Origin of the sequence: Pseudoduganella sp. R-32 (genome assembly GCF_049913245.1) — a bacterium.
In the GTDB taxonomy this organism is placed as follows: domain Bacteria; phylum Pseudomonadota; class Gammaproteobacteria; order Burkholderiales; family Burkholderiaceae_D; genus Rugamonas.
In genome coordinates, this window is sequence record NZ_CP183987.1 from 4611616 (window position 1) to 4630817 (window position 19202).

Below are 19202 nucleotides of genomic sequence, written 5' to 3' on the forward strand. Positions count from 1 at the left end.
GGCACTTAGCGGGCATGAACCCCGATCGCAATACTCGATGCAACCGCGCGGCGGTCTGCCTTTCGCGCGCCGCCACGCAAGGAAACAACGTTTGAACGCCACGCCCCCATCCTGGAGCGACGCCAAGGCCCTCGGCAAAGAACTGCTGCCAAAGGGGGGCCGTGCCGAAGTCACCGCCGCCGCCATCCTGCTCGCCATCGTGCTGGCCATGCTGCTGCCGCTGCCCGCCTGGCTGCTGGATATTCTGATCGCCCTGAACATGTGCGCGGCCTGCCTGATGATCGTGCTGGTCATGCAGATCAAGGATTCGCTCGGCCTGAGCACTTTCCCCGCCCTGCTCCTGGTCACCACCCTGTTTCGCGTCTCGCTCAGCATCGCCAGTACCCGCCTGATCCTCCTCGAAGCGGAGGCCGGCCACATCATCGAGGCTTTCGGCGAGGTCGTGGTGGGCGGCAACTTGGTGGTCGGCCTGGTCGTCTTCCTGATTTTGACCGTGGTGCAATTCCTGGTGATTACCAAGGGCGCCGAGCGGGTGGCCGAAGTGGGCGCCCGTTTCACGCTTGACGCCCTGCCCGGCAAGCAGCTGGCGATCGACATGGAGTTCAAGGATGGCTCGCTGACCGCGAAGGAGGCACAGGCCAAGCGCTTGCAGCTGGGCCAGGAAAGCCAGTTCTTCGGCGCCATGGACGGCGCCATGAAGTTCGTCAAGGGCGACGCCATTGCCGGTATCGTCATCCTGCTCACCAATATGGTGGGAGGCCTTGCCATCGGCATGCTGCAACGAGGCATGTCCGGCGCTGACGCCATGCACCTGTATTCCATCCTGACCATCGGCGACGGTCTGGTGGCGCAGATCCCGGCCCTGCTGCTCTCGCTGGCGGCCGGCCTGCTGGTGACGCGCGTGGCCGGCGGCGAAGAAGGCGGACGCAACGTTGGTAAGGAAATTACCGCCCAATTGATGGCGCAGCCCAAGGCCTGGGTCATTGCCGGCTGTGCCATGCTGGTGTTTGGCATGCTGCCCGGCATGCCTAGCATGGTGTTCGCCGTGCTGGCGGGCAGCGCGCTCGCGCTTGGCCTGGGCATGATCTACCGCAAGCAGAAGCGCGCCCGAGACGATGCGGCCAGAGCAGCCGCCGAAGTGCCCGAGTTGCGCGAATTCCAGGTGCTGCGTCACTTCGTCGTGCGGACCGGGGCGCAAGTTGACCCGCTCATGGCGGCAAACGTGCTCAACCAAGCCCGCCTGGCACGCAATTCACTGGTGCTGCGCTACGGCCTGGTGCCGCCACCGGTGTGCGCCGACCCTGGCATCCATGTTGCCGACGCCGACTTCGAGTTCTGCCATGAAGAAGTGCGCGTCTTTGCCGGCTGGCTGCGGCAAGACATGCTGACCACCTTGTGCGCGCCGGATCAGGTACCGGCGCTGGAGCTGGCGCCCGACTGCATCGAGCCGATCGGACGCGACGGCCGCCAGCGGGTCTGGTTGACGCCGCAGCAAGCTGAGGTGCTGGAATGGGCGGCGGGCAAGCCGCAGCCATTCTGGGAATACCTGAACGGCCTGTTCACCAGCGCCCTGTTGAGGGCGGGGCCGCGCTATTTCGGCATCGAACAGGCACACAAGCTAAGCCGCTGGCTGACCGAAAAAACGCCGGAGCTGGCCAAGGAGCTCGAACGCAGTGTGCCTTTGGGCCGCCTGGCCGATGTCATGCAACGCTTGCTGGGCGAACAGGTCAGTATCCGCAATATGGATACGATCGCCGAGTCCCTGGTCGAATGGGGCCAGCGCGAGCGCGACCCGGCCGTGCTGTACGAATGCGTGCGCGGCGCGCTGGCACGGGAAATCTGCGGCGCCTACGCCAGCAAAGGTCCGTTGCACGCCCTGCTGCTGGCGCCCGAGCTGGAAGCGCTGGTGCGCTCGGCTGTGCGCCAGACTGCGTACGGCGACATGCTGGCGCTCGACGTGCGCACCAGCGAAGCCTTGACCGACGAGTTTGCCGTCCGGCTCGCGCTGCAGCCGCCGCGCCCACCGCCGGTGGTGCTGTGCGCGCCGGACCTGCGGCCACATGTGCGGCGCCTGTTGCGCGACCGTTTCAATGAACTGCCTGTCTTATCCACCCAGGAAGTGCCGCCGGAACAGCAGGTCCAGGTGCTCGATGTGGTGCCGTGTCCACCCGGCACGCAAGAAACGGAAGACGAATTTGGAGTGTGACCATGGACGAAACCATTGAGGGCAACATCGCGGCGCCTGCCGGCCTGGAGCTGCGCGTGCTGTCCGGCTTGCATGCCGGCGCCGCCTTGCCGCTGACGGAGGAAGCCGTCGTCGTGGGCAGCGATACCGCATGCGACGTCATCTTGCTCGACCCCGACGTCGCACCGCAGCACCTGAGCTTGCGCTGGGTGGACGGCCAATGGCTGGCCGAGCCGGGTTCCGGCGCCGATGTCGCCGACCTGGCAGGCCGGCCGCTGCATGCTGGCAGCGCGCTGGCGCCCGGTCTTCCGTTCCGCATCGGCCAGGCATGGCTCATGCTCAGTCCAGCCGACGCACCATGGGAAACGGCCGTGCTGCAGCCGTCCGCGCCGCCGGTGCCGGAGGCGGCAAGGCCCGGCCGGCGCCGGCCGCTGGCCCTGCCGGCCGTGACCGCGCTCGCGCTGTTGCTGCTGGTGCTGGCCTGGTGCGTGCTACGCAGTCCGTCCGCCCAGCCGCCCAGCGCGGCCGCGGCGCCAGCGGCGGCCGCGGTGCCAGCCGAAGCCGACGAGATCGCGCGCCAAACTGAACGGGTTCTGAGCGAGCGCGACTTGTCCAAACTGGTGGGCATTGTCTACGAAACCGGCCACCTGACGCTCTCGGCCGAGCTCGATGCCGACGAATCACGCCGCTTCGACAGCGCGCTGGCCAGCTTGCGGCAGCGCTTTGGTACACGGGTGCGCATCGACGTCGCCCTCACACCGCTGCAGCGCGCACTGCCCTTCGATGTGCGCGAAATCGTCACCGGCAGTGCGCCCCACATCACGCTTGCCGATGGCACCGTGATGTACGAAGGCACCAGCATGGCCGGCTACCGGCTGCAAGCGATCCGGCCCGGCAAGCTGCTGTTCGACGGCAAGCGCCAACTGGAACTGCCATGGTGAAACGGCATAGCCACTGGCGCCAGGCTGGCAACGGCCTGCTGGCCGCCGCGCAGCAGGCATTCGCCGGCGTCACCTTGGTTAGCGGCCTGGGCCGGGTACAGCGCGTGCTCGGCGCATTGGTCGAAGGCAGCGTGCCCAACGCCAGCATCGGCGAACAATGCGAACTGTTCCACCCATCGGCGCCCGGCCGCACGCGGCGCGCCGAAGTCGTCGGCTTCAATGAGCACGCCGCCTTGCTCTCGCTGCTCGATACGCTGGACGGACTGGGCCCGTCCTGGCAGATCCGGCCGCTGCGCCGCACGCACCGCGTGGCGGCCGGGCCGGATCTGCTGGGCCGGGTGCTCGACGGCTATGGCCTGCCGCTTGACGGCCAGCAGCCGCCCGACGGCGACGCGCCCGGCATGGCCTGGCGCACCGTCATGGCCGAAGCGCCCGCGCCGACCGAAAGGCCGCGCATCCGCGAAGTGTTCGCCACTGGCGTGCGCAGCATCGACACCCTGCTGACCCTGGGCCGTGGCCAGCGCGTCGGCATCTTCGCGCCGCCCGGCTGCGGCAAGACCACGCTGATGGCGGCCATCGGCCGCGGCAGCGCGATCGATGTGCTGGTGCTGGCCCTGATCGGTGAGCGCGGGCGCGAAGTGCGCGAATTCACCGAGCACGAACTCGACCCAGAATTGCTGGCGCGCACCGTGATCGTGTGCGCCACGTCGGACCGTCCAGCGCTGGAGCGCGTGCGCGCGGCCTTCACCGCCACCGCCATCGCCGAAGGCATGCGCGCGCGCGGCATGAATGTGCTGCTGATGGTCGATTCGCTGACCCGCTTGGCCCGCGCCCAGCGCGAAATCGGTCTGGCGGCGGGCGAAGCGCCGGCCCGCGCCGGTTATCCGCCCTCGGTCTATGCCATGCTGCCGCGTCTGCTCGAACGGGCCGGCAACACCAGCCAGGGCGCGCTGACGGCGCTCTACACGGTGCTGCTGGACGGCGAACTGAAGGCCGACCCGATCAGCGAGGAAGCCGTCTCGCTGCTCGATGGCCATATCCTGCTCTCGCGCAAGCTGGCCGAACAGGGTCACTATCCGGCGGTTGACGTCCTGCCCAGCCTGAGCCGCGTCATGTCGAATATTGTGGCGCCGGAGCAGCGCAAGGCTGCGGCTCGTTTGCGCCATGTGTTATCCAGCTACCGTGAAGTCGAACTGCTGATCCGGCTGGGCGAATACCGCAGCGGTGCCGATCCGGAGCTTGACAAGGTGGTACGCGCCCATCCGGAAGTGATCGCCTTCCTGCGCCAGGACACGCGCCAGGGTGCCACCTGGGACGCCAGCATCGAACAATTGCTGCGCCTGGCGAGCCTGTGAGCGCGCGCCGCTTTCCGCACGAGGTGGAGCCGGAGCCTCCCCCACCCAACCCCGACCTGGCCCGCGTGCAGGCCATGGAACACTTGCAGTTGCTGCGCCGCTTGGCGGCGGACGGCCTAGTCGGGCAGGCCCGGCAAGCGCTGGCGGCCGCCGAAACCGCACTGCTGGCACGGCAGCAAGCCCTGGCGCAGGCGGCCGACACGCTGCAGCTGCGGCGCGCAGCGCAGACGGCGGCCGCAGCTGCGCAGCCGCTCTCCATCGCTGCGCTGCAGTGCTGGCGGCAAGAGGAAGCGGCGCTGCTGGCCGGCCTGGCGCGGCGGCGCGATGCCGTGCACGCCCAGCACGCCGCCATCGACCAGGCGCGGCGCGAGCTGCAACTGGCACAACAGCAACGCCGGCAGTTGGAGGCTCGCCGCGAGAAGTTCACGCAACTGCTCGAACAGCTGCGTACGGCGGACTAACGGACTGGAACGGGAGTGGCGCGAGCGAAGCACGCGCGGATGCCTTGCAGGACAAGGCGCAAAGCGCAGCAGTTGCATGCTGTCGCGAGTATTGGCTACAGCACGCGGCGGCGCCTCCGATTCGCGCGCTGCGACCAACTAAGACCGAACGCTATGGAACCGGTCCGATAGATGGCCAAACGCTCAAGGCGGTCGAGATACCCATGCTCTAATTTTCTGCTGGTGCCCGTGGGGCGCCGCTCCTCTGGAAAAAGGCAGCAATGAATCCAACGCCTGACAGCAAACAACAACAGCAAATGCTGGCCTACCTTGGCCAACTCTCCCGCACCGCCACCAGCTCGTCCAGCCCGCTGCGCCGCTTCCTGTGGCGCTTCGAACGCTCACAGGACCAGCAGGACGACATCATCCAGCAAGCCCTGCTCGAGGCGCTACGCTGCAGCCATCACGACCTGCGCGGCGCGTCGGTGCAGACCTGGTTCTTCGGCGTGCTGGCCAACGTGGCGCGCCATCATGTGGCGCGCCAAGTGCGGCAGTCGGAACGTACCGAAAGCCTGGACATGTGGCAGGACGGCAGCGAGCGTAGCGCAACGCCCGACGACAGCACCCCCTCGCCCGAGGAAGTGACACATTTCCGTCAGCTGGCCAGGCGCCTGGAGGAAGCCACGCGCGAACTACCGCCGCGGCTGCGCCACACGCTGGAACTGGTGTGCCTGGACGAATGCAGCTATATCCAGGCTGCCGAACAGCTGCTTGTACCGATCGGTACCATCCGTTCTCGCGTCAATCGTGCCCGCATGCTGCTGCGCCGTCAGATGGAGTTCGGGGCACAGCAAGCCTGGAGCGAGTAATTCGGTCCTAAACTGCGCGGCAGCGGGCCGTGCCGCCGCGCCAGGTGCCTAAGATGCAGCGCTTATGGACATCAAACGCCCCACCACCACCCTGTGGCCCTTCCTGCTGGCCGGCGCCCTGTGCTCTGGCCACAGCGTTTTGCTGCATCGCTTGGCCCAGCCCTCGGCAGGCAGCGTTCCGCGCGCGAGCGCGGCCGCCGAAACGGCCGCGCTATGGTCGGCCCTGTATCCCGAGGCCAGCATCGCCCCCCACAGCGGCGGCGCCGACGCACGCGACTCCGGTGAGCTGCAGGCGCAGGCGCGCGCCTTGCGTTGCACGGTCCTGCTGTCGCGGCGCCCCAGCTTGGCCGCGGTGCAGGCGCGCAACGCCATCTCCGGCACGCAGCTGCCGGCGCTGCAATGAACGGCTGTCAACCGCGCCCCGCAGGACGGCACGCCTGCTGGGCCCTATTGTTGACCGCGTTGGCGCTGCTTGGCGCATTGGCCCATGCAGTCGCCGGCAACGCCGCCCTGCTGCACTGGGATCATCGCCTTTCGCATTGGTGCGCAAAGCACGCCACCGGTTGGCTGACCCACACCATGCACCTGATCAGCCTGCTGCACAGCGTGGCCGGGATTCTGGTCCTGGCTACGCTGCTGGCCTACTGCATGATCCGGGCGCGCGCCCGCCTTTGGCTGCTGATCCTGGCATGCGGCCTGCCAGGGCTGATGCTCCTGAACCTGTTGCTCAAGCAGGTCGTGGCGCGCCCCCGGCCGCTGTTCGACACGCTGCAGTCTGGTCAGCTCGCCACCGGCTTCAGCTTCCCAAGCGGGCACACCGCCCTCGCCACCATGCTGTACGCCCTGGGCGCCGCCTGGCTCCTGTCGCGCACCCGCGGCCAATGGCGCCGCGCGGCGATCGTACTGCTGGCCGCGCCGCCGGTGGTGCTGGTAGCAGCCAGCCGCGTCTACCTGGGCGCCCATTATCCCTCCGATGTACTGGCGGCAATGGCCGAAGGCCTGGGCTGGTTAGCAGCCTGTCTGCTGGCTGCGAACGCCCTGCACGGCCGGCGCGTGCCACCGCTGCTTGGCGCCGCGCCGCCGGCACGCCGGCACACCACGCTCGGCTTGCGCCTGCGCGCGCTGCCTGCGCCCCGCCTGGCACGCCGCTGGCTGGCACTGCTGAACAGCGACAGTGCGCTGCGCGACCTGCTGCACGCGCAACCGGCGCTGGCGCACAAGCCTTGCCTGCCCTGGTTCAGCCTGCGCTTGAGCCGCCCGCGACGGGTGGCGGCCCTGTGCAGCCACTACCGCTTCGTCCTGCAGCGAGGCTGGGGTGGTCAGCTGGCGGCGGCGGCGCGCCAGCCGCTGGAACTGGCGCACCTGCCCGGTCGCGGCGGCGCAACCTTTTGCGTCAAGCTGGGCGCCGCTGCGCCGCTGGCACCCCACGGAGAACAGCTGCTCTACCTGTATCGGGACGCGCAACCTTTGTACGCTATGGCCTTCTGCTTCGTACCCGACGATGGCCGCATCGAACTGGGGATCGGGGGGGTGCTGGATGCATGCGGCGAAAGCGCGCCGCTACTGGCGCATGAGCTGCATGGACTGCATCCCAGGGATTTGCTGTTGCGCCTGCTGCGCCAGCTCGGGCACGCCCTGGGTTGCAGCCGCCTGCTGCTGGTCAGCGACAGCAACCGCCCGCGGCGCTGGCGGGTTCCACACCGCCGCTGCGACCGGCTATGGCTGGCACTGGGCGCCGAACGGCGCCCAGACGGCGACTTCAGCCTTCCCTGCCTGACGTTAGCGCTGCATGGAACGCCAGACGGCACGCTCACGCAGTGCGGCCAGGATTTACTGCAGGCCGCCAGCCGCGCCGTGTTGGCCCGGCTCGGCCCGAACGCTAGCCGCGACGTGCGGTGACGCTCATTCGCCTTCGACCAGCCGGCGTAAATGCGGATCGCGCACCGTCAACACCTCCAGCACGCCAAGCGCGCGCAGCGCCGGTACGGCGGCCACAATGTCCTGCTCGGCAATCGCGCGATCGGCGGGCGCCGCATCCGCATCGAGCCAGGTCCTGGCACTGACAATAAACGCGCCGACCGTGCCTTTGCGCACGATGACGCCCTCGAAATCGCGCTCGTTCAAATGATCGGGCAGCATGTCTTTTGCTTGCATATGGGAGATCTCCGAAGTGATAGGAGCCATTACTGTAACCACCCGGCGCCCCCAGCGCTACGCCGCTGGCGCCAATTGCTAGCTCATTTCCGCCAATCATGACGAGCTTCTCCTTGCTTGGCGCCGACGCCGGGTCTGACACCGATCAACCGCCACTATTTGCCGTGGCGCACCGCCAACGCGAGCGCCGCTGGCACCGCCATGCACGCGGACAGCTGGTGGGTGCCGCCAGCGGCCCGCTGGCGGTGGAGGCTGGCGGCGGCCATTGGCTGGTGCCAGCCAACTGCGCGGTCTGGATACCGCCCGGAATAGCGCACGCGGTGCGTGCGCGGGACGCGGCCTGGAGTTTGTATGTGGCGCCCTCAGCTTGCGCCGCGCTGCCGCGCGAAACGCGCATCCTGGCCGTTTCTGGCCTGCTGCGCGAAGCGCTGGCGCGCGCCATGTGCTGGCGCGGCAACGTGCCCGATGCGGCCCAGGCGCGCCTGGGGGCCGTCATCATCGACGAAATCAGCGCCCCTCCAGCCGCGCCCGGCGGCCTGTCCATGCCGCGCGAACCGCGCCTGCTGAAGATTGCGCAGGCGTTGGCGGAAGATCCGGCCGATCCGCGCCGCATCGGAGAATGGGCGGCCTGGGCCGCCATCACGCCGCGCACGCTGACGCGCCGCTTCGTGGCCGAAACTGGGTTCAGTTTCAGTGCCTGGCGCCAGCGCGCCAGGCTGCTGCGCGCACTGGAGATGCTGGCGGCGCGCCAGTCCGTGACCGCCGTGGCGCTGGACCTTGGCTACGACAATGTCAGCGCCTTTATCGCCCTGTTCCGGCGCGTGTATGGCACGACGCCGGGGCAATATGCCGCCTTGGCGGCGATTGCCTGAGGGGCGCGCTCAGGCCGCCTGTTGCCGCTGCAGTTTGAGATAGTCCTCTTCCACCAGCACCGCCCGGCGTGCCTTGATCAATTCCGCCGTCACCTCCCGCTGCGACGCCAAATCGTTGGAGCGCGCGCGCACCGCCACCAATTGCGTGGGATGGTGATAGCCGGCCTCATGCAGGATCTCGTCGACCAGTTTCACCTTGCCGCCACGGCTCTTCAACGGCTGGGCCGGGGCTTCCATTTCAGTCATGGCATTGACGAAGGCAGTGGTGACCTTGCGTTCAAACTCGGTATCGCGCAAGCCCTGCTGTTCCAGGTACTGCGAATGATCGTCGAACACGTACAGCTTGCCGGTGGTGCGGTCGGCGGCGCCGGCCCAGGCCTGGCCGGCCGGCAAGTCCGCCTGGGCCGTCGCCTCGTCGAACACGAACTGCCATTTGCCCTCGGCGCGCTCGGGCATACGTTCCAGCAGGTTGCGGAAGGTCCGACTCTTCAGCAAACGCTTGCACACGCTCTCGAAGGCTCGCGGGGCGGCGCCGTCCGGCAGCTCGAAGCGTTCGCGCAACGCATCCAGGCGCCGGCCGGCGCGCAAGGTCGCGCTTGGCCTGGCCGGTGGCTGCCGCTGCGCCTGCTGCAACTGCTGCCATTGCGTGACGGTCGGGCGTTCGGCAAGGCGCTGTTCCAACACAACGGTGTCCGCAGTCGGTGGCAAGCGGTGGCGGTTCAGCATTTTGTCGATATGGTAGGAATCCAGTTGCGCATCGTTCGCCGCCACCGGCACGCGCGGGTCCGCCGCCCCCCGCCTGAAGTCGGCGTACGTCACCCGTTCCGGCACGTCCTTGCCCATTTCGAACAGAATGCGGTCGGCCAGGAACGATGGGCTGCCGGTGTCGGTGGGCACGACAGGCCGAGCGTTCACGGTCTGGTCCGGCAAATTGGGGTCTTTTCCCAACAACAGGGCGTGGATCAGTTCGTGCACCACCGCGTTCTCCTTGGTATAAGTCGGCACGTCATTCGCGGCCGTGTAGGCGTGCACCATCGTCGCCGGGATATCGATTGCGCGCGCTTGATGATCGGTTCTCGGATTAATCGCGTGCGTAGTTTGAACACGGCCGCCGAAATGGATTTTCCATAAGCGCCGGTCTACGCGGCGGCCATGGGCGTCAAAGTGATTCATGATGCGACGGAAAGTTTCGCTGCGGTCGTATAGCTGCTCCATGAACTGCCTGAAGCCTTGCATGCCGCTGCCGGGCTGGCCCGGCAGCTCCCAGCTCGTCATGCAGTTCCCGAGGTCGAACACAGCGAAATTCCGCTCGAACAAAGTGTTGAAATTCTGCCGGCTGCGGTCGTTGGCGGGTTTTAATAGCTCCTTCACGGCGACCACTGTCTCCCTGTTCGCGACCCGTGTGCCGTCGCTGGTCTTTTTCCGGCCGGAATGGCCCGGCAGGGGCATCCCGCCCGCCAGTTGCTGGTCGTTGCGGTAGCCGCGTGACGTCGGGTCCTGGTGGATCAGCTTGCCATTCTTGACCGGGTGTTCGGTCTGCCAGTCCAGCTCCTGATAGGCGCCGCCACGGTTTTTCACCGGCACCACCCGGTCCTCGTTCTCGATCAGGATCACTTCGTGTCCCTTCCAGGTCACACCGCGTTCGCCACTGCGCACACGCGCGGCTAGCGGCCGCAAGTCGCGCGGCACGTTCCCGTCGCGCACCTTGAAGTTGATGGTGCTGGCGATATGCGCCTCCGGCAGCAGGTCGCCTGGCGTCGGCGCCTTGAATTTAAATGGCACGTCGTCAATCCGCGGGACATCCTGCACGCCGAGCTTGCCCGTAATGCGCTTGAAATCGGACAAGGCTTGCCCCATCCCAGGCTTGAGCAGCTTCAGGCTGAGGCTGCGCAAGTCGCCGGCCGAGCCTTCGAGCAGATTTAGAAAGCCCATCAGCATCTCGATCTTGTCTCCATGCTGCCAGCCTTGGTAAATGCCCCATATCCCACCGACGATCGGAATACTGCCCAATTCGACGTTCAACATGGTTATTAACTGCTTGTGGTACTCGCTTTCAGCCTTATACGGCTCGGCCACGCTACGCATTTCCAGCTCAATGTCGACGTCGCGCATCGGCGCCCCGCGCAGACGCAGGTTTTCCTTGGCCTTGGCGCGCACCCAGGGATCGCTCAGCAAGCGTTCGTTGTATGCCGTGACGGCTGGCTGCAAAAAGTCAATGGGCTTGACAAATCGTGTACCGATCCACATTTTACTGCCGTCAAGCAGCGGCTGGTCGACGCACTGCATGAACTTCTCCAGCAAGCCGGTATTCCTGGCATACTCCGGATCCAGGCGGAACTCTTCTTGCAGTATCTTGAGGGCGGCGGCCTGGCGGTCGAAGCGCGGCGGATCACTCAGGGCTGCATACAGTCGTTCGGTGCCATACTCCACCACAGCGAAAGCCTTTTCCATCGGCGTATCGCCCACCACCACTTCGCTCAACAGGCCAGCTTGCTTAACCTTGGCTGCGAAGTCATAGACGACGTGCTTTGCGCGTACCCCAAATCCCGGTTCCTCGGAGCGCTCACACATGGCGCGCAAGCCGTTCAGCACCGCTTGGATGGCTTTGCGCTGCCTCTCAGCGGGTTGCTGGTCCCACCTCGCGCCTCCCCGGTTGTACCTGGCAGCGACGCTCGTCACCCAGGATTCCGGGTCCAGGGCGCTATTCGAGTTGCGCTCCTCGGGCGGATACGACAAGATGTGGCCTTGCGCCATCGCCAGGATCGCGTCGTAGCGCGCCTTCAGCTCCGCCGTGCTCATCACTTCAACGCCACTCGCGGCGGCCATGTGCTCCGAGAATTGCAGGCGCGGGTGCAAGGGAAAACTGCTGTTGTCGGCGGCCCACTGCTGCTCAGCTTCCACGTAAGCGCGCGCCAGTTCCTGGTTCGAGGCGAATGGGCCCGGTACCGGCTGGTCCCGATAGCGGGCCATACGGATCAGGGTACTGGCTACGGACTGCCGCGCCGTGCCGATTTCGAATTGCGTGCTTTCGCCCACGTCCGCGAACTTCGCCTCCAGCAGTTCGCGCTGGCGCGCCGCTGACAAAGCACGGAAGCCGGTGTCGATCGACACCCTGGGCGATTGCAGTACCTGGTCGAAAGTCTTGTTGTACGCGTCCGCGATCGCAAAGCCAGTGAAATATGGCGACGGCGCCGAAATATTGCGCGGCGATGCCAGCAACTGTTCCAGCGCATGCAAAACGACGTATTCTGTGCGCAGGTCGTCCAGCAGGCGCGTGCGCAATTGTTCGGAGCGCGGCATCGCGGCTTCGGCATCGGGACCGGGATTGCGCAACTGATGGTACAGTACGGCGGCTTCGTCCAGCCGCTCCTCATCCTCAAGCAGCGTGATGTCGAAAGTTCGCGTGAACTCTTCCGGCACCTCCTCGCCATAATGCTGAAACACACCGTGCAGCGCATGATAGGCGTTGACGCTCTGGTTGGCTTTGCTGTAGTCGACCCAGCCGCGCAGCGAACGGGCCAACGCACTGACGTAACGGCTGTCCTCCTGCACTTCCTCCGCCAGGTAGGCCGGCGTGGTGGTTTGCGGAATGGGGGTGGCAGCGGCGGCATTGCCCTGCAAAGTGACGGTGCGGATCAAGGTATCGAGCACGAAGTCCACCGCGCCCGCAGCGCTGCCAACTGCAGCCAGCATTGCCCCGGTACTCGTGTCCATGGGCTCCACATCCTGATTCTGGGGCATGGCAGGCGTCATCGCACCGGCCCCCTGCTGCGCGGCGGAGGGCACCGGTGGCGCGTCCTGCGCCGGCGGATCGAATTGTTTCGGCATCTGCTTTTGCAAACATCCGGCATATGCGGCGCTGTCCGAACCAGTCGCCCCCAGCAAGATCGCGGCAGTCTGGCCGGCGTCGCGGGCCGGATGCCGCGTACCGACGGGAACCGTCGCGTCGAACGCATTACGCAGCGCATTGAAGTTCTTCATGGCCTCTTTACTTGCCAGATCGGCCGCAGCCTGTTCGCGCCGAGAATTCGTACCGATTGCGCGCCTGCCCAGTTGGTCTCGACATAGCCTCTTGGCGGCCTCACTCGGGGCCACGTCGCAGATTTGCTCGTGCGCCCGCTTGGAGCCTTGAATGGCCGCCTTGCCACCGCAGGAGCCTGCATGGCCGATCACCTGATTGGCAAACTGCTCCGCGTCGTCGCCGCCGTTCAAGGTCGGATAGCCCGTGATTGGACGCCTGTAGGCGTCAAGCGGGCGCTGGTACTGCGCCAGCACCTGCCCCAAATACAGGACCACTGCCTTCAGACGGATACGCTTTGGGGTGGGCAAGTGCTGGTAGATGCCCTGATCGTTCAGAAAAGCCTGATTCTCCAGTTCCGACGTCGCGCCCAGCAGTAGGCGCGCCCCATCGGTGCGCAGTTCCCCCCGATTCACTTGGCCATGTATTTCGCGCCACAGGCCCTCGCGCTGGCGTAGTTGCTCCAGATGCCGGGCCGGAACGCCCTCTTCCGCCAGGTTTTGCAGCACCACGTCGGTGAATTCGCCGAGGTCGCGCGGATAATCGTTCGGGTTGACCGTGATCCAGCTGGAGGTCGCCCTCGCCTCGCCTGTGCGCAGGCGATGCAGGGGCACCGGATCGTCCATGGGCGATCGCAGCACGTCTGGCGCGCCAATAGCAGTGGCGCCGTTGATACCACCTTCGGTTGCGGAAGCGCCACCCGGCGCGCCGGCGTCGGGCACCTTGGCGTTGGCGCGCAGGGGTGCCCCGACCATAACAGCGGCCACCTGCTTGGCAGCGTGAAGATAACTGGCGATCGAGCCGATACCCTTCACGTAATTGACGCAACTGAATGCGCCAGCAGTCCGGCCGATTACCGAGTGGTTATTCATTGCGTGCCTCGCAGTCAATGCAGAGTTGTCGGAGGCAGTATGGTAGGGGCGCTCCGGCGCGGCGGCGGCGGCGGCGGAGAATCTCGGACCAAGGGAAAGGCCGTCCGGCTAGCGCCGCTCGCGTATCCACTCGGTGGCAATGCGGCTTGCGGCGGCCACCACATCGTCGCGCATGGTAGCGTCGCGCGCGTGACGCGTGGTGTACACCGCCAGGACCACCGGGGCGCCCTCGCTCGGCCACAGGACGGCGATATCGTTGCGCGTACCGAAGGCGGCACTGGCACCGGACTTGTCCCCCACCAGCCAGCCGGGCGGTACGCCGGCGCGTATCAACGAGGCGCCGGTGACGCTGCCGGTCAATCCAGCCCGTAATTGCATGCGTTGCGGCGACGGCAACTCTTCGCCCAGGACCAACTGCTGCAGGCAGTGCGCCATCGCTTCCGGCGTCGCCGTGTCGCGCGGGCCGTCCGGGGCGGCATTCAGGTTGGGTTCCCAGCTGTCAAGCCGGAACGATTGATTGCCGATGCCATGCGCATAGGCAGTCACGGCGGCCGGACCGCCGATCAGGCGCATCAGCAGGTTGGCCGCCACATTGTCGCTGTAGCGCAGCAACGCGTCGACCAGTTCGCCCACCGTCATGCCATCGGCCAGATGATGCTGCGTGATCGGCGCATAGGCCACCATGTCCGCCGCCCCGTAATGGATGCGGCGCGCCAGCAGAGCCGGAGCATGGATGTCGCGTTCAAGGACCGCCGCCGCCAGCAGCACTTTGAAGGTGCTGCACACGGGAAAAGGCTGGTGCGCGCGATAGGTCAAGCGCGCGCCGTCCGCCGTATCGATGGCGCAGAGGCCGAGGCGGCCATCGAAGGAGCGTTCCAGGTCAGCCAGGCGATAGCGCGCACGGGGCACGCCGGCATCGTGCGCCCAGGCCGGCAAGGACAGTAGCGGCGCCAGCGCAGCAGCTCTCAGCAAGGCTCGGCGGCCGCTGTCGACGGCATGGCGCGAACTGCGGCCCGCGCCAGGGGATATTGCGGTTCGGTTCATGGCAAGCCCCTTAGCGCGTCGCCACCAGCTGCGCCATGCGCCGACGCTTGACCAGGAAAGCGTTGATCTCATGCTCCAACTTTCCGACGGTGATGTGGTCGGACGGCAGCGCCACATGGTAGACAAATGCCGCCAGGCGATCCGATACCGACAGTACCCCGCCTTCCGAGCCCTCTTCAAGGCAATTGTTCTGTAAGAGGCTCAAGGCAATCTCAGGCCGACGGTTGGACGACAGGGGGGCCAGCACGGCATACACGTACAGCCGGTGCGCGGCCGGCGCATAGCGTAGATAGATTTCGCTGCCGTCGCGCAGCCGCAATCCCGAGGAACCATCGCCATCGAGATCCCACCCAGTGATGCCGTTCTTGGCGCCCAGCGCGCGGACGCATTGCCGCACATGGAAGTCTTCGTTCATTTCTGCCATCCTTATTCCTGTTGCAATTCGCCGAAGCGGCATTACTGATAAGAAATAATAGAAGCAGAGTGCCGCGCGCCGGCCGCCCGACGCGGGATTTCGGACCGAATTACCCTGGGCGGGGCTTACAGGGCATCGTGGTGCCCCTGATCGAATTTTTCCTTCAGATAGAGCGCCAGCGACAAGTCATCCGCCAGACCCAGCTTGGTCATCGCGCTACGCTTGTGCGTGCTGACCGTCTTCTTGCTGCGGCTCAGGCGCTCGGCCACCTGGGTCACCGACAGGCCATTGGCGATGTGGCGCAGGACTTCCACTTCGGAAGCGGTCAATTGCTCATCCGCGCTAAGCGGCTGGACTTTGTCGATGCGGCCGCCGCGCACGGCAAAGAACGAATGCGGCAGGGTGGCCGCCATGCGGATCGCTTCGCCTAGCAGTTCCAGCGGCGCCGATTTGGGCACGAAGGCGTTGGCGCCGGCGCGGAAGGCCGCATACTCAATCTCGCTCGCCTTGCCGGCGGAGAAGGTCACGATGATCAAGTCGGGAAACAGGCGACGGATGCGCTTCAGGAAGTGGAAGCCGTCTGTCGTGGCCTCGGGCAGGTAGAAATCCAGCACCGCTGCGTCGCATGGTTGTTTGGCCAGCATGGCAGCAAAGGCATCTCCCGACGTTTCCTCCACTTCCACCTTGAAATCGCTCTGGCTGCGCAGGTAGGCTGCCGTCCCCAGTGCGATCACCGGATGGTCGTCCAGCACGGCGATATGCATCGTATGCATGGGGCGGGAAGAAAGCAGATATTGCCTCGTTAACATAAAGTACTCCATTAATGATTAGCGACCGCAACGCTGGCGTAGGGCTGGCTCGGTCAATTTTACTGCCGGCAAACAGTCTGCCGACACATTCGAACGTTATTCTTGCTGCACGGGCGCGATGCCCCAGCGCAGCAGGCAGTCGGCCAGCATCTGCCGCGTCATCGGCTTGGGCAGGTAATCGTCCATGCCCGCCGCCAGGCAGTTGTCGCCGTCGCTCTTCGAAGCGCTGGCGCTGACGGCGATGATCAGCGTACGCGGCAGGCCGCGCTTCGCCTCCTCGGCACGGATCGCGCGCGCCAGGCCATAACCGTCCAGCCTGGGCATCTGGCAGTCGGCCAGCACGATGCGCGGCTGCCGCTGCCGCCACTGCCGCAGCCCGTCTTCGCCATCGATGGCGCTGCGCACCACAAAGCCGAGCTTGTCCAGCTGGCGGGCCATGATGTCGCGGTTGATGTCATGGTCCTCGCATAGCAGCACGTCGGCTGCCAGTGCGATGGGGGCCGGCGCCTTGGGTTTGGGCCGTGGCCTGGCCGGCAGGCCGCCCAGCAAGCGTTCAGCCTCGCGCACAAAGTCGCTGCGGGTGAATACCGTGGTGGGTGCCTGCCCAGGGACTGCCAGTAGCCAGCCCGCGCTGCCGGCATCGCTCACCTGCAGCGTCGCCGTCGCCGCCGGCGCGCCAGCCATGCCCATCTTGCGTGTCCAGGCCTGCACCGCGCGCCGCAGCGGCGGCGAATCCAGCGCCACATGCGCGCTGCGCCCTGCCAGGCTGGGCCACGGCGGTGCCGCTTCACCCCAGGTCAGCGGCAGCATGACCAGCACCGTGGTACCGGCACCGGGGGCGCTCTCGACCACCACCGTGCCACCCATCATGTCGGCCAGTTCCTTGACAATCGATAGCCCGAGCCCAGTCCCGCTGCGGCTGGCGGCGCCCGGACGCTCTTCCTGGTGGAAGGGGGTGAACAGGCGTTGCTGGAACTCAGGCGACATACCGCAGCCGCTATCGGATACCCGCAATTGCAAGTGCGGGCGGCCGTGGCGCAGCAGGTTGCGCATTTCAACCGTCACCGCGCCGTGTGCGGTGAAGCGGATTGCGTTGCTGACTAGATTGGCCGTCACCTGGGTCAGGCGTACCGCGTCGCCCAGCACCAAGCGGTCGAAGTGGGGCATGACGGCCACCCCGAAATCGAGTTCCTTCTCGATTGCCAGTGGCCGGAACAGCACCGCGATATGGTCGGCCACCATATACATATCGAACGGCGCCTGCTCCAGGGTCAGCGCGCCAGCTTCGATTTTCGAGTAATCGAGCACATCGTTCAGTACGCGCAGCAGCAGCCGCGCCGACTGCTCTGCCACGTTCAGGTAGCGGCGCTGTTGCGGGTCGAGTCCGCTGTCCTGCAACAGGTCGATGACGCCGATCACGCCATTCATCGGGGTACGGATTTCGTGGCTCATGGTGGCCAGGAATACCGACTTGGCACGGTCCGCCGCCTCCGCCTGCTGGCGCGCGGCAATGGCATCCTTGCGCGCCAGTTCGGCCGCACGTCCGGCGGCGCGGATGCGGTGAATGGTCCAGCCCAGGCCGGCCAGCACGACCAGCACCAGGCAGGCAATCAGTAGCGCCGTGCGCCACACGCTCTGTTTGTCGTAGCCCACCGACAGCACGGTCTGGCGGCTGCCGTGCGCCAGCCGTTCCAGTTCGCCCGGCCGGTAGCGGGCGATGGCGCGATTCAGCATATCGCGCAGCACGGCATTGCCAGCAGGCAGCCCAAAACTCAGGAATTCCGCGCCGGACTGCTCTGCCGCCACTTGCAAGCGCCCTTGGTAGTACTGGCTGATCAGGTCGTTTGCAACGAACAGGTTGACATAGGCGGCGTCGGCACGCCCCGCCACAATGGCCGCCAGCGCCTCGGCCGTGCTGGCCACCGGCACGATGTCATACTCCTGCAGGCCGGGCGCAGTCTTGATGCCGCGCAGGCGCCAAGTGACTGCTGCCACCCGCCGTACGGCAGCGGTATCGTCAAGTTTGCGCACCCAGCCCCACGGTTCATGGGTATACGGTTTCGTTTCCAGGATGGCACCGTCACCGGTGCCCACCGTATAGGACGGCGTGACGTCGATCACGCCGCGCTGCAGCGCCTCGTGTGGCGCTTCGTAGCGCGAGAGCAGGATCGGTTCCAGCCGGATCCCGGCGCTCAGGCTGAATCGGCGCAGCAATTCGGCGCCCGGGCCATGCCAATTTTGTTCGTCGTCCAGGTAGTCGTATGGGCTGGTAAAACCGGGAATGCCGACTTTCAGCGCCGGGTGGGCTTCCAACCAAGCGCGCTCATCGGCGCTGAAAGCCAGCGCGTGCTGGCTGGCCGTTTGCAGAGCATCGAGCCAGCGCACGCGGATATCGTTGCGCTCCTGCGTGGTCATTGCGCTCAACCCACCGGCCAGCAGTGCAATGGTGGCCTTATCGTCGTGCCGCGCCATGAAGTGCACCGAGCGGTTGGCCAGGGCCAGCTGGTGCGCCTCCAAAGTGCCCATGCCGCCGCGCTGGACTTCGGTCAGGCCGGCGAAGTAGAACCCCAGATAGGCATCGGCGCGTCCCTCGTCCACCGCCAGCACCCCTTCTCGCGGAGTAGCAACCGCCACCGCCTGCGCTTGCGGCGCGGCCTGCAGCAGGTGGTCGCGCCAGGCATCGCCTATCACGGCTACCCGCAAGCCGTCCAGCGCGGACAGCTTGTCGATGGAGGCTGCCGAGCGCGCCTGCACCACCCCTACCGGCAAGTTGGCGTAGGCAGCGGACAGCCAGAAGTCGCGCTGGCGCTGCGGAGTCCACAACATGTCGAGCAGGACATTGATCTCGCCGCTGCGCAAGGCTTGCTCGGCGGCGGCATAGCTATCGTAGTGGTGGTAGCTGGGGACGATGCGCCGGCCAGCCAGTACTGCGCGCAGAGTATCCGGCGTCAAGCCCTGGTGCATGCCGGAGGCATCGGCATAGTTCAACAGGTAATGTCCGCCGGCGTTGAACCAGCCCACGTGCAGCACCGCCGCGGCAGGCTCGGCCTGGCGCGCCGCGTGGGCGCGCCCCCCGCCCAGCAGCAAGGTGGCGCACAACAGCAGGGCAAGGGTCAAGGCGGTGGAAACGGTGCGCATGTCTGGGGCTGTGTCAAGGATGAAAATAATCATACACGATAGACACACTTTTCCGGACTGCCAACATGTCCCCAGAGCCGTCCGGCACAG

The 19202-nt window shown here is 66.3% G+C and carries 14 protein-coding genes; 8 read left to right on the forward strand and 6 right to left on the reverse strand.

Annotation, left to right across the window (positions count from 1 at the left end):
* The first annotated feature begins 91 nt into the window (after nucleotides 1-91).
* The 7 genes from sctV (at nucleotide 92) to ACN9MU_RS20855 (ending at nucleotide 7689) form a co-directional block, all read left to right on the forward strand.
* A complete protein-coding gene (gene sctV / locus ACN9MU_RS20825; protein WP_426343404.1) occupies nucleotides 92-2206 on the forward strand; it encodes a type III secretion system export apparatus subunit SctV in 2115 nt (704 codons plus the stop codon).
* Between the two features lie 2 nt (nucleotides 2207-2208).
* Complete coding sequence (locus tag ACN9MU_RS20830) at nucleotides 2209-3126, forward strand: FHA domain-containing protein (protein ID WP_426343405.1); 918 nt, start codon at nucleotides 2209-2211, stop codon at nucleotides 3124-3126.
* Nucleotides 3120-4481 (forward strand): FliI/YscN family ATPase, encoded by a 1362-nt coding sequence (locus tag ACN9MU_RS20835; RefSeq protein WP_426343406.1) that lies wholly within the window; start codon nucleotides 3120-3122, stop codon nucleotides 4479-4481. The genes ACN9MU_RS20830 and ACN9MU_RS20835 overlap by 7 nt, the downstream gene beginning before the upstream one ends.
* 74 nt (nucleotides 4482-4555) lie before the next feature.
* Nucleotides 4556-4942, forward strand: coding sequence for a hypothetical protein (locus ACN9MU_RS20840; protein ID WP_426162336.1), 387 nt, complete (start codon nucleotides 4556-4558; stop codon nucleotides 4940-4942).
* Nucleotides 4943-5202: 260 nt separating this feature from the next.
* On the forward strand, nucleotides 5203-5790 hold the full coding sequence (locus ACN9MU_RS20845; protein WP_426162337.1) for an RNA polymerase sigma factor: 588 nt from the start codon (nucleotides 5203-5205) through the stop codon (nucleotides 5788-5790).
* A 64-nt stretch (nucleotides 5791-5854) separates the two neighbouring features.
* Entirely contained in the window at nucleotides 5855-6193 is a 339-nt protein-coding gene (locus ACN9MU_RS20850; RefSeq protein WP_426162338.1) for a hypothetical protein, read from the forward strand.
* Nucleotides 6190-7689 carry a DUF535 family protein gene (locus tag ACN9MU_RS20855; protein WP_426318462.1) on the forward strand — a complete coding sequence of 500 codons (1500 nt, stop codon included), beginning with the start codon at nucleotides 6190-6192 and terminating at the stop codon, nucleotides 7687-7689. The genes ACN9MU_RS20850 and ACN9MU_RS20855 overlap by 4 nt, the downstream gene beginning before the upstream one ends.
* 3 nt (nucleotides 7690-7692) lie before the next feature.
* On the opposite strand, the gene ACN9MU_RS20860 is transcribed toward ACN9MU_RS20855, so the two are convergent.
* Nucleotides 7693-7944 (reverse strand): hypothetical protein, encoded by a 252-nt coding sequence (locus tag ACN9MU_RS20860; RefSeq protein ID WP_426162340.1) that lies wholly within the window; start codon nucleotides 7942-7944, stop codon nucleotides 7693-7695.
* Nucleotides 7945-8042: 98 nt separating this feature from the next.
* Between ACN9MU_RS20860 and ACN9MU_RS20865 the strand changes: the two genes are divergently transcribed.
* Entirely contained in the window at nucleotides 8043-8816 is a 774-nt protein-coding gene (locus ACN9MU_RS20865) for an AraC family transcriptional regulator (RefSeq protein ID WP_426318463.1), read from the forward strand.
* 9 nt (nucleotides 8817-8825) lie between these two features.
* Here the strand turns inward: ACN9MU_RS20865 and ACN9MU_RS20870 are convergent, their stop codons facing one another.
* From ACN9MU_RS20870 to ACN9MU_RS20890, 5 genes are all read right to left on the reverse strand, one after another.
* Nucleotides 8826-13706, reverse strand: a complete 4881-nt coding sequence (locus ACN9MU_RS20870) for a hypothetical protein (RefSeq protein ID WP_426343407.1) — start codon at nucleotides 13704-13706, stop codon at nucleotides 8826-8828.
* A 108-nt stretch (nucleotides 13707-13814) separates the two neighbouring features.
* Entirely contained in the window at nucleotides 13815-14750 is a 936-nt protein-coding gene (bla, locus tag ACN9MU_RS20875; RefSeq protein ID WP_426162343.1) for a class A beta-lactamase, read from the reverse strand.
* A 10-nt stretch (nucleotides 14751-14760) separates the two neighbouring features.
* Nucleotides 14761-15165 (reverse strand): type III secretion system chaperone, encoded by a 405-nt coding sequence (locus ACN9MU_RS20880; RefSeq protein ID WP_426318465.1) that lies wholly within the window; start codon nucleotides 15163-15165, stop codon nucleotides 14761-14763.
* A gap of 125 nt (nucleotides 15166-15290) precedes the next feature.
* Nucleotides 15291-15974, reverse strand: a complete 684-nt coding sequence (locus ACN9MU_RS20885; RefSeq protein ID WP_426162346.1) for a response regulator — start codon at nucleotides 15972-15974, stop codon at nucleotides 15291-15293.
* A gap of 96 nt (nucleotides 15975-16070) precedes the next feature.
* Nucleotides 16071-19112 (reverse strand): ATP-binding protein, encoded by a 3042-nt coding sequence (locus tag ACN9MU_RS20890; RefSeq protein WP_426162347.1) that lies wholly within the window; start codon nucleotides 19110-19112, stop codon nucleotides 16071-16073.
* Nucleotides 19113-19202 lie beyond the last annotated feature (90 nt).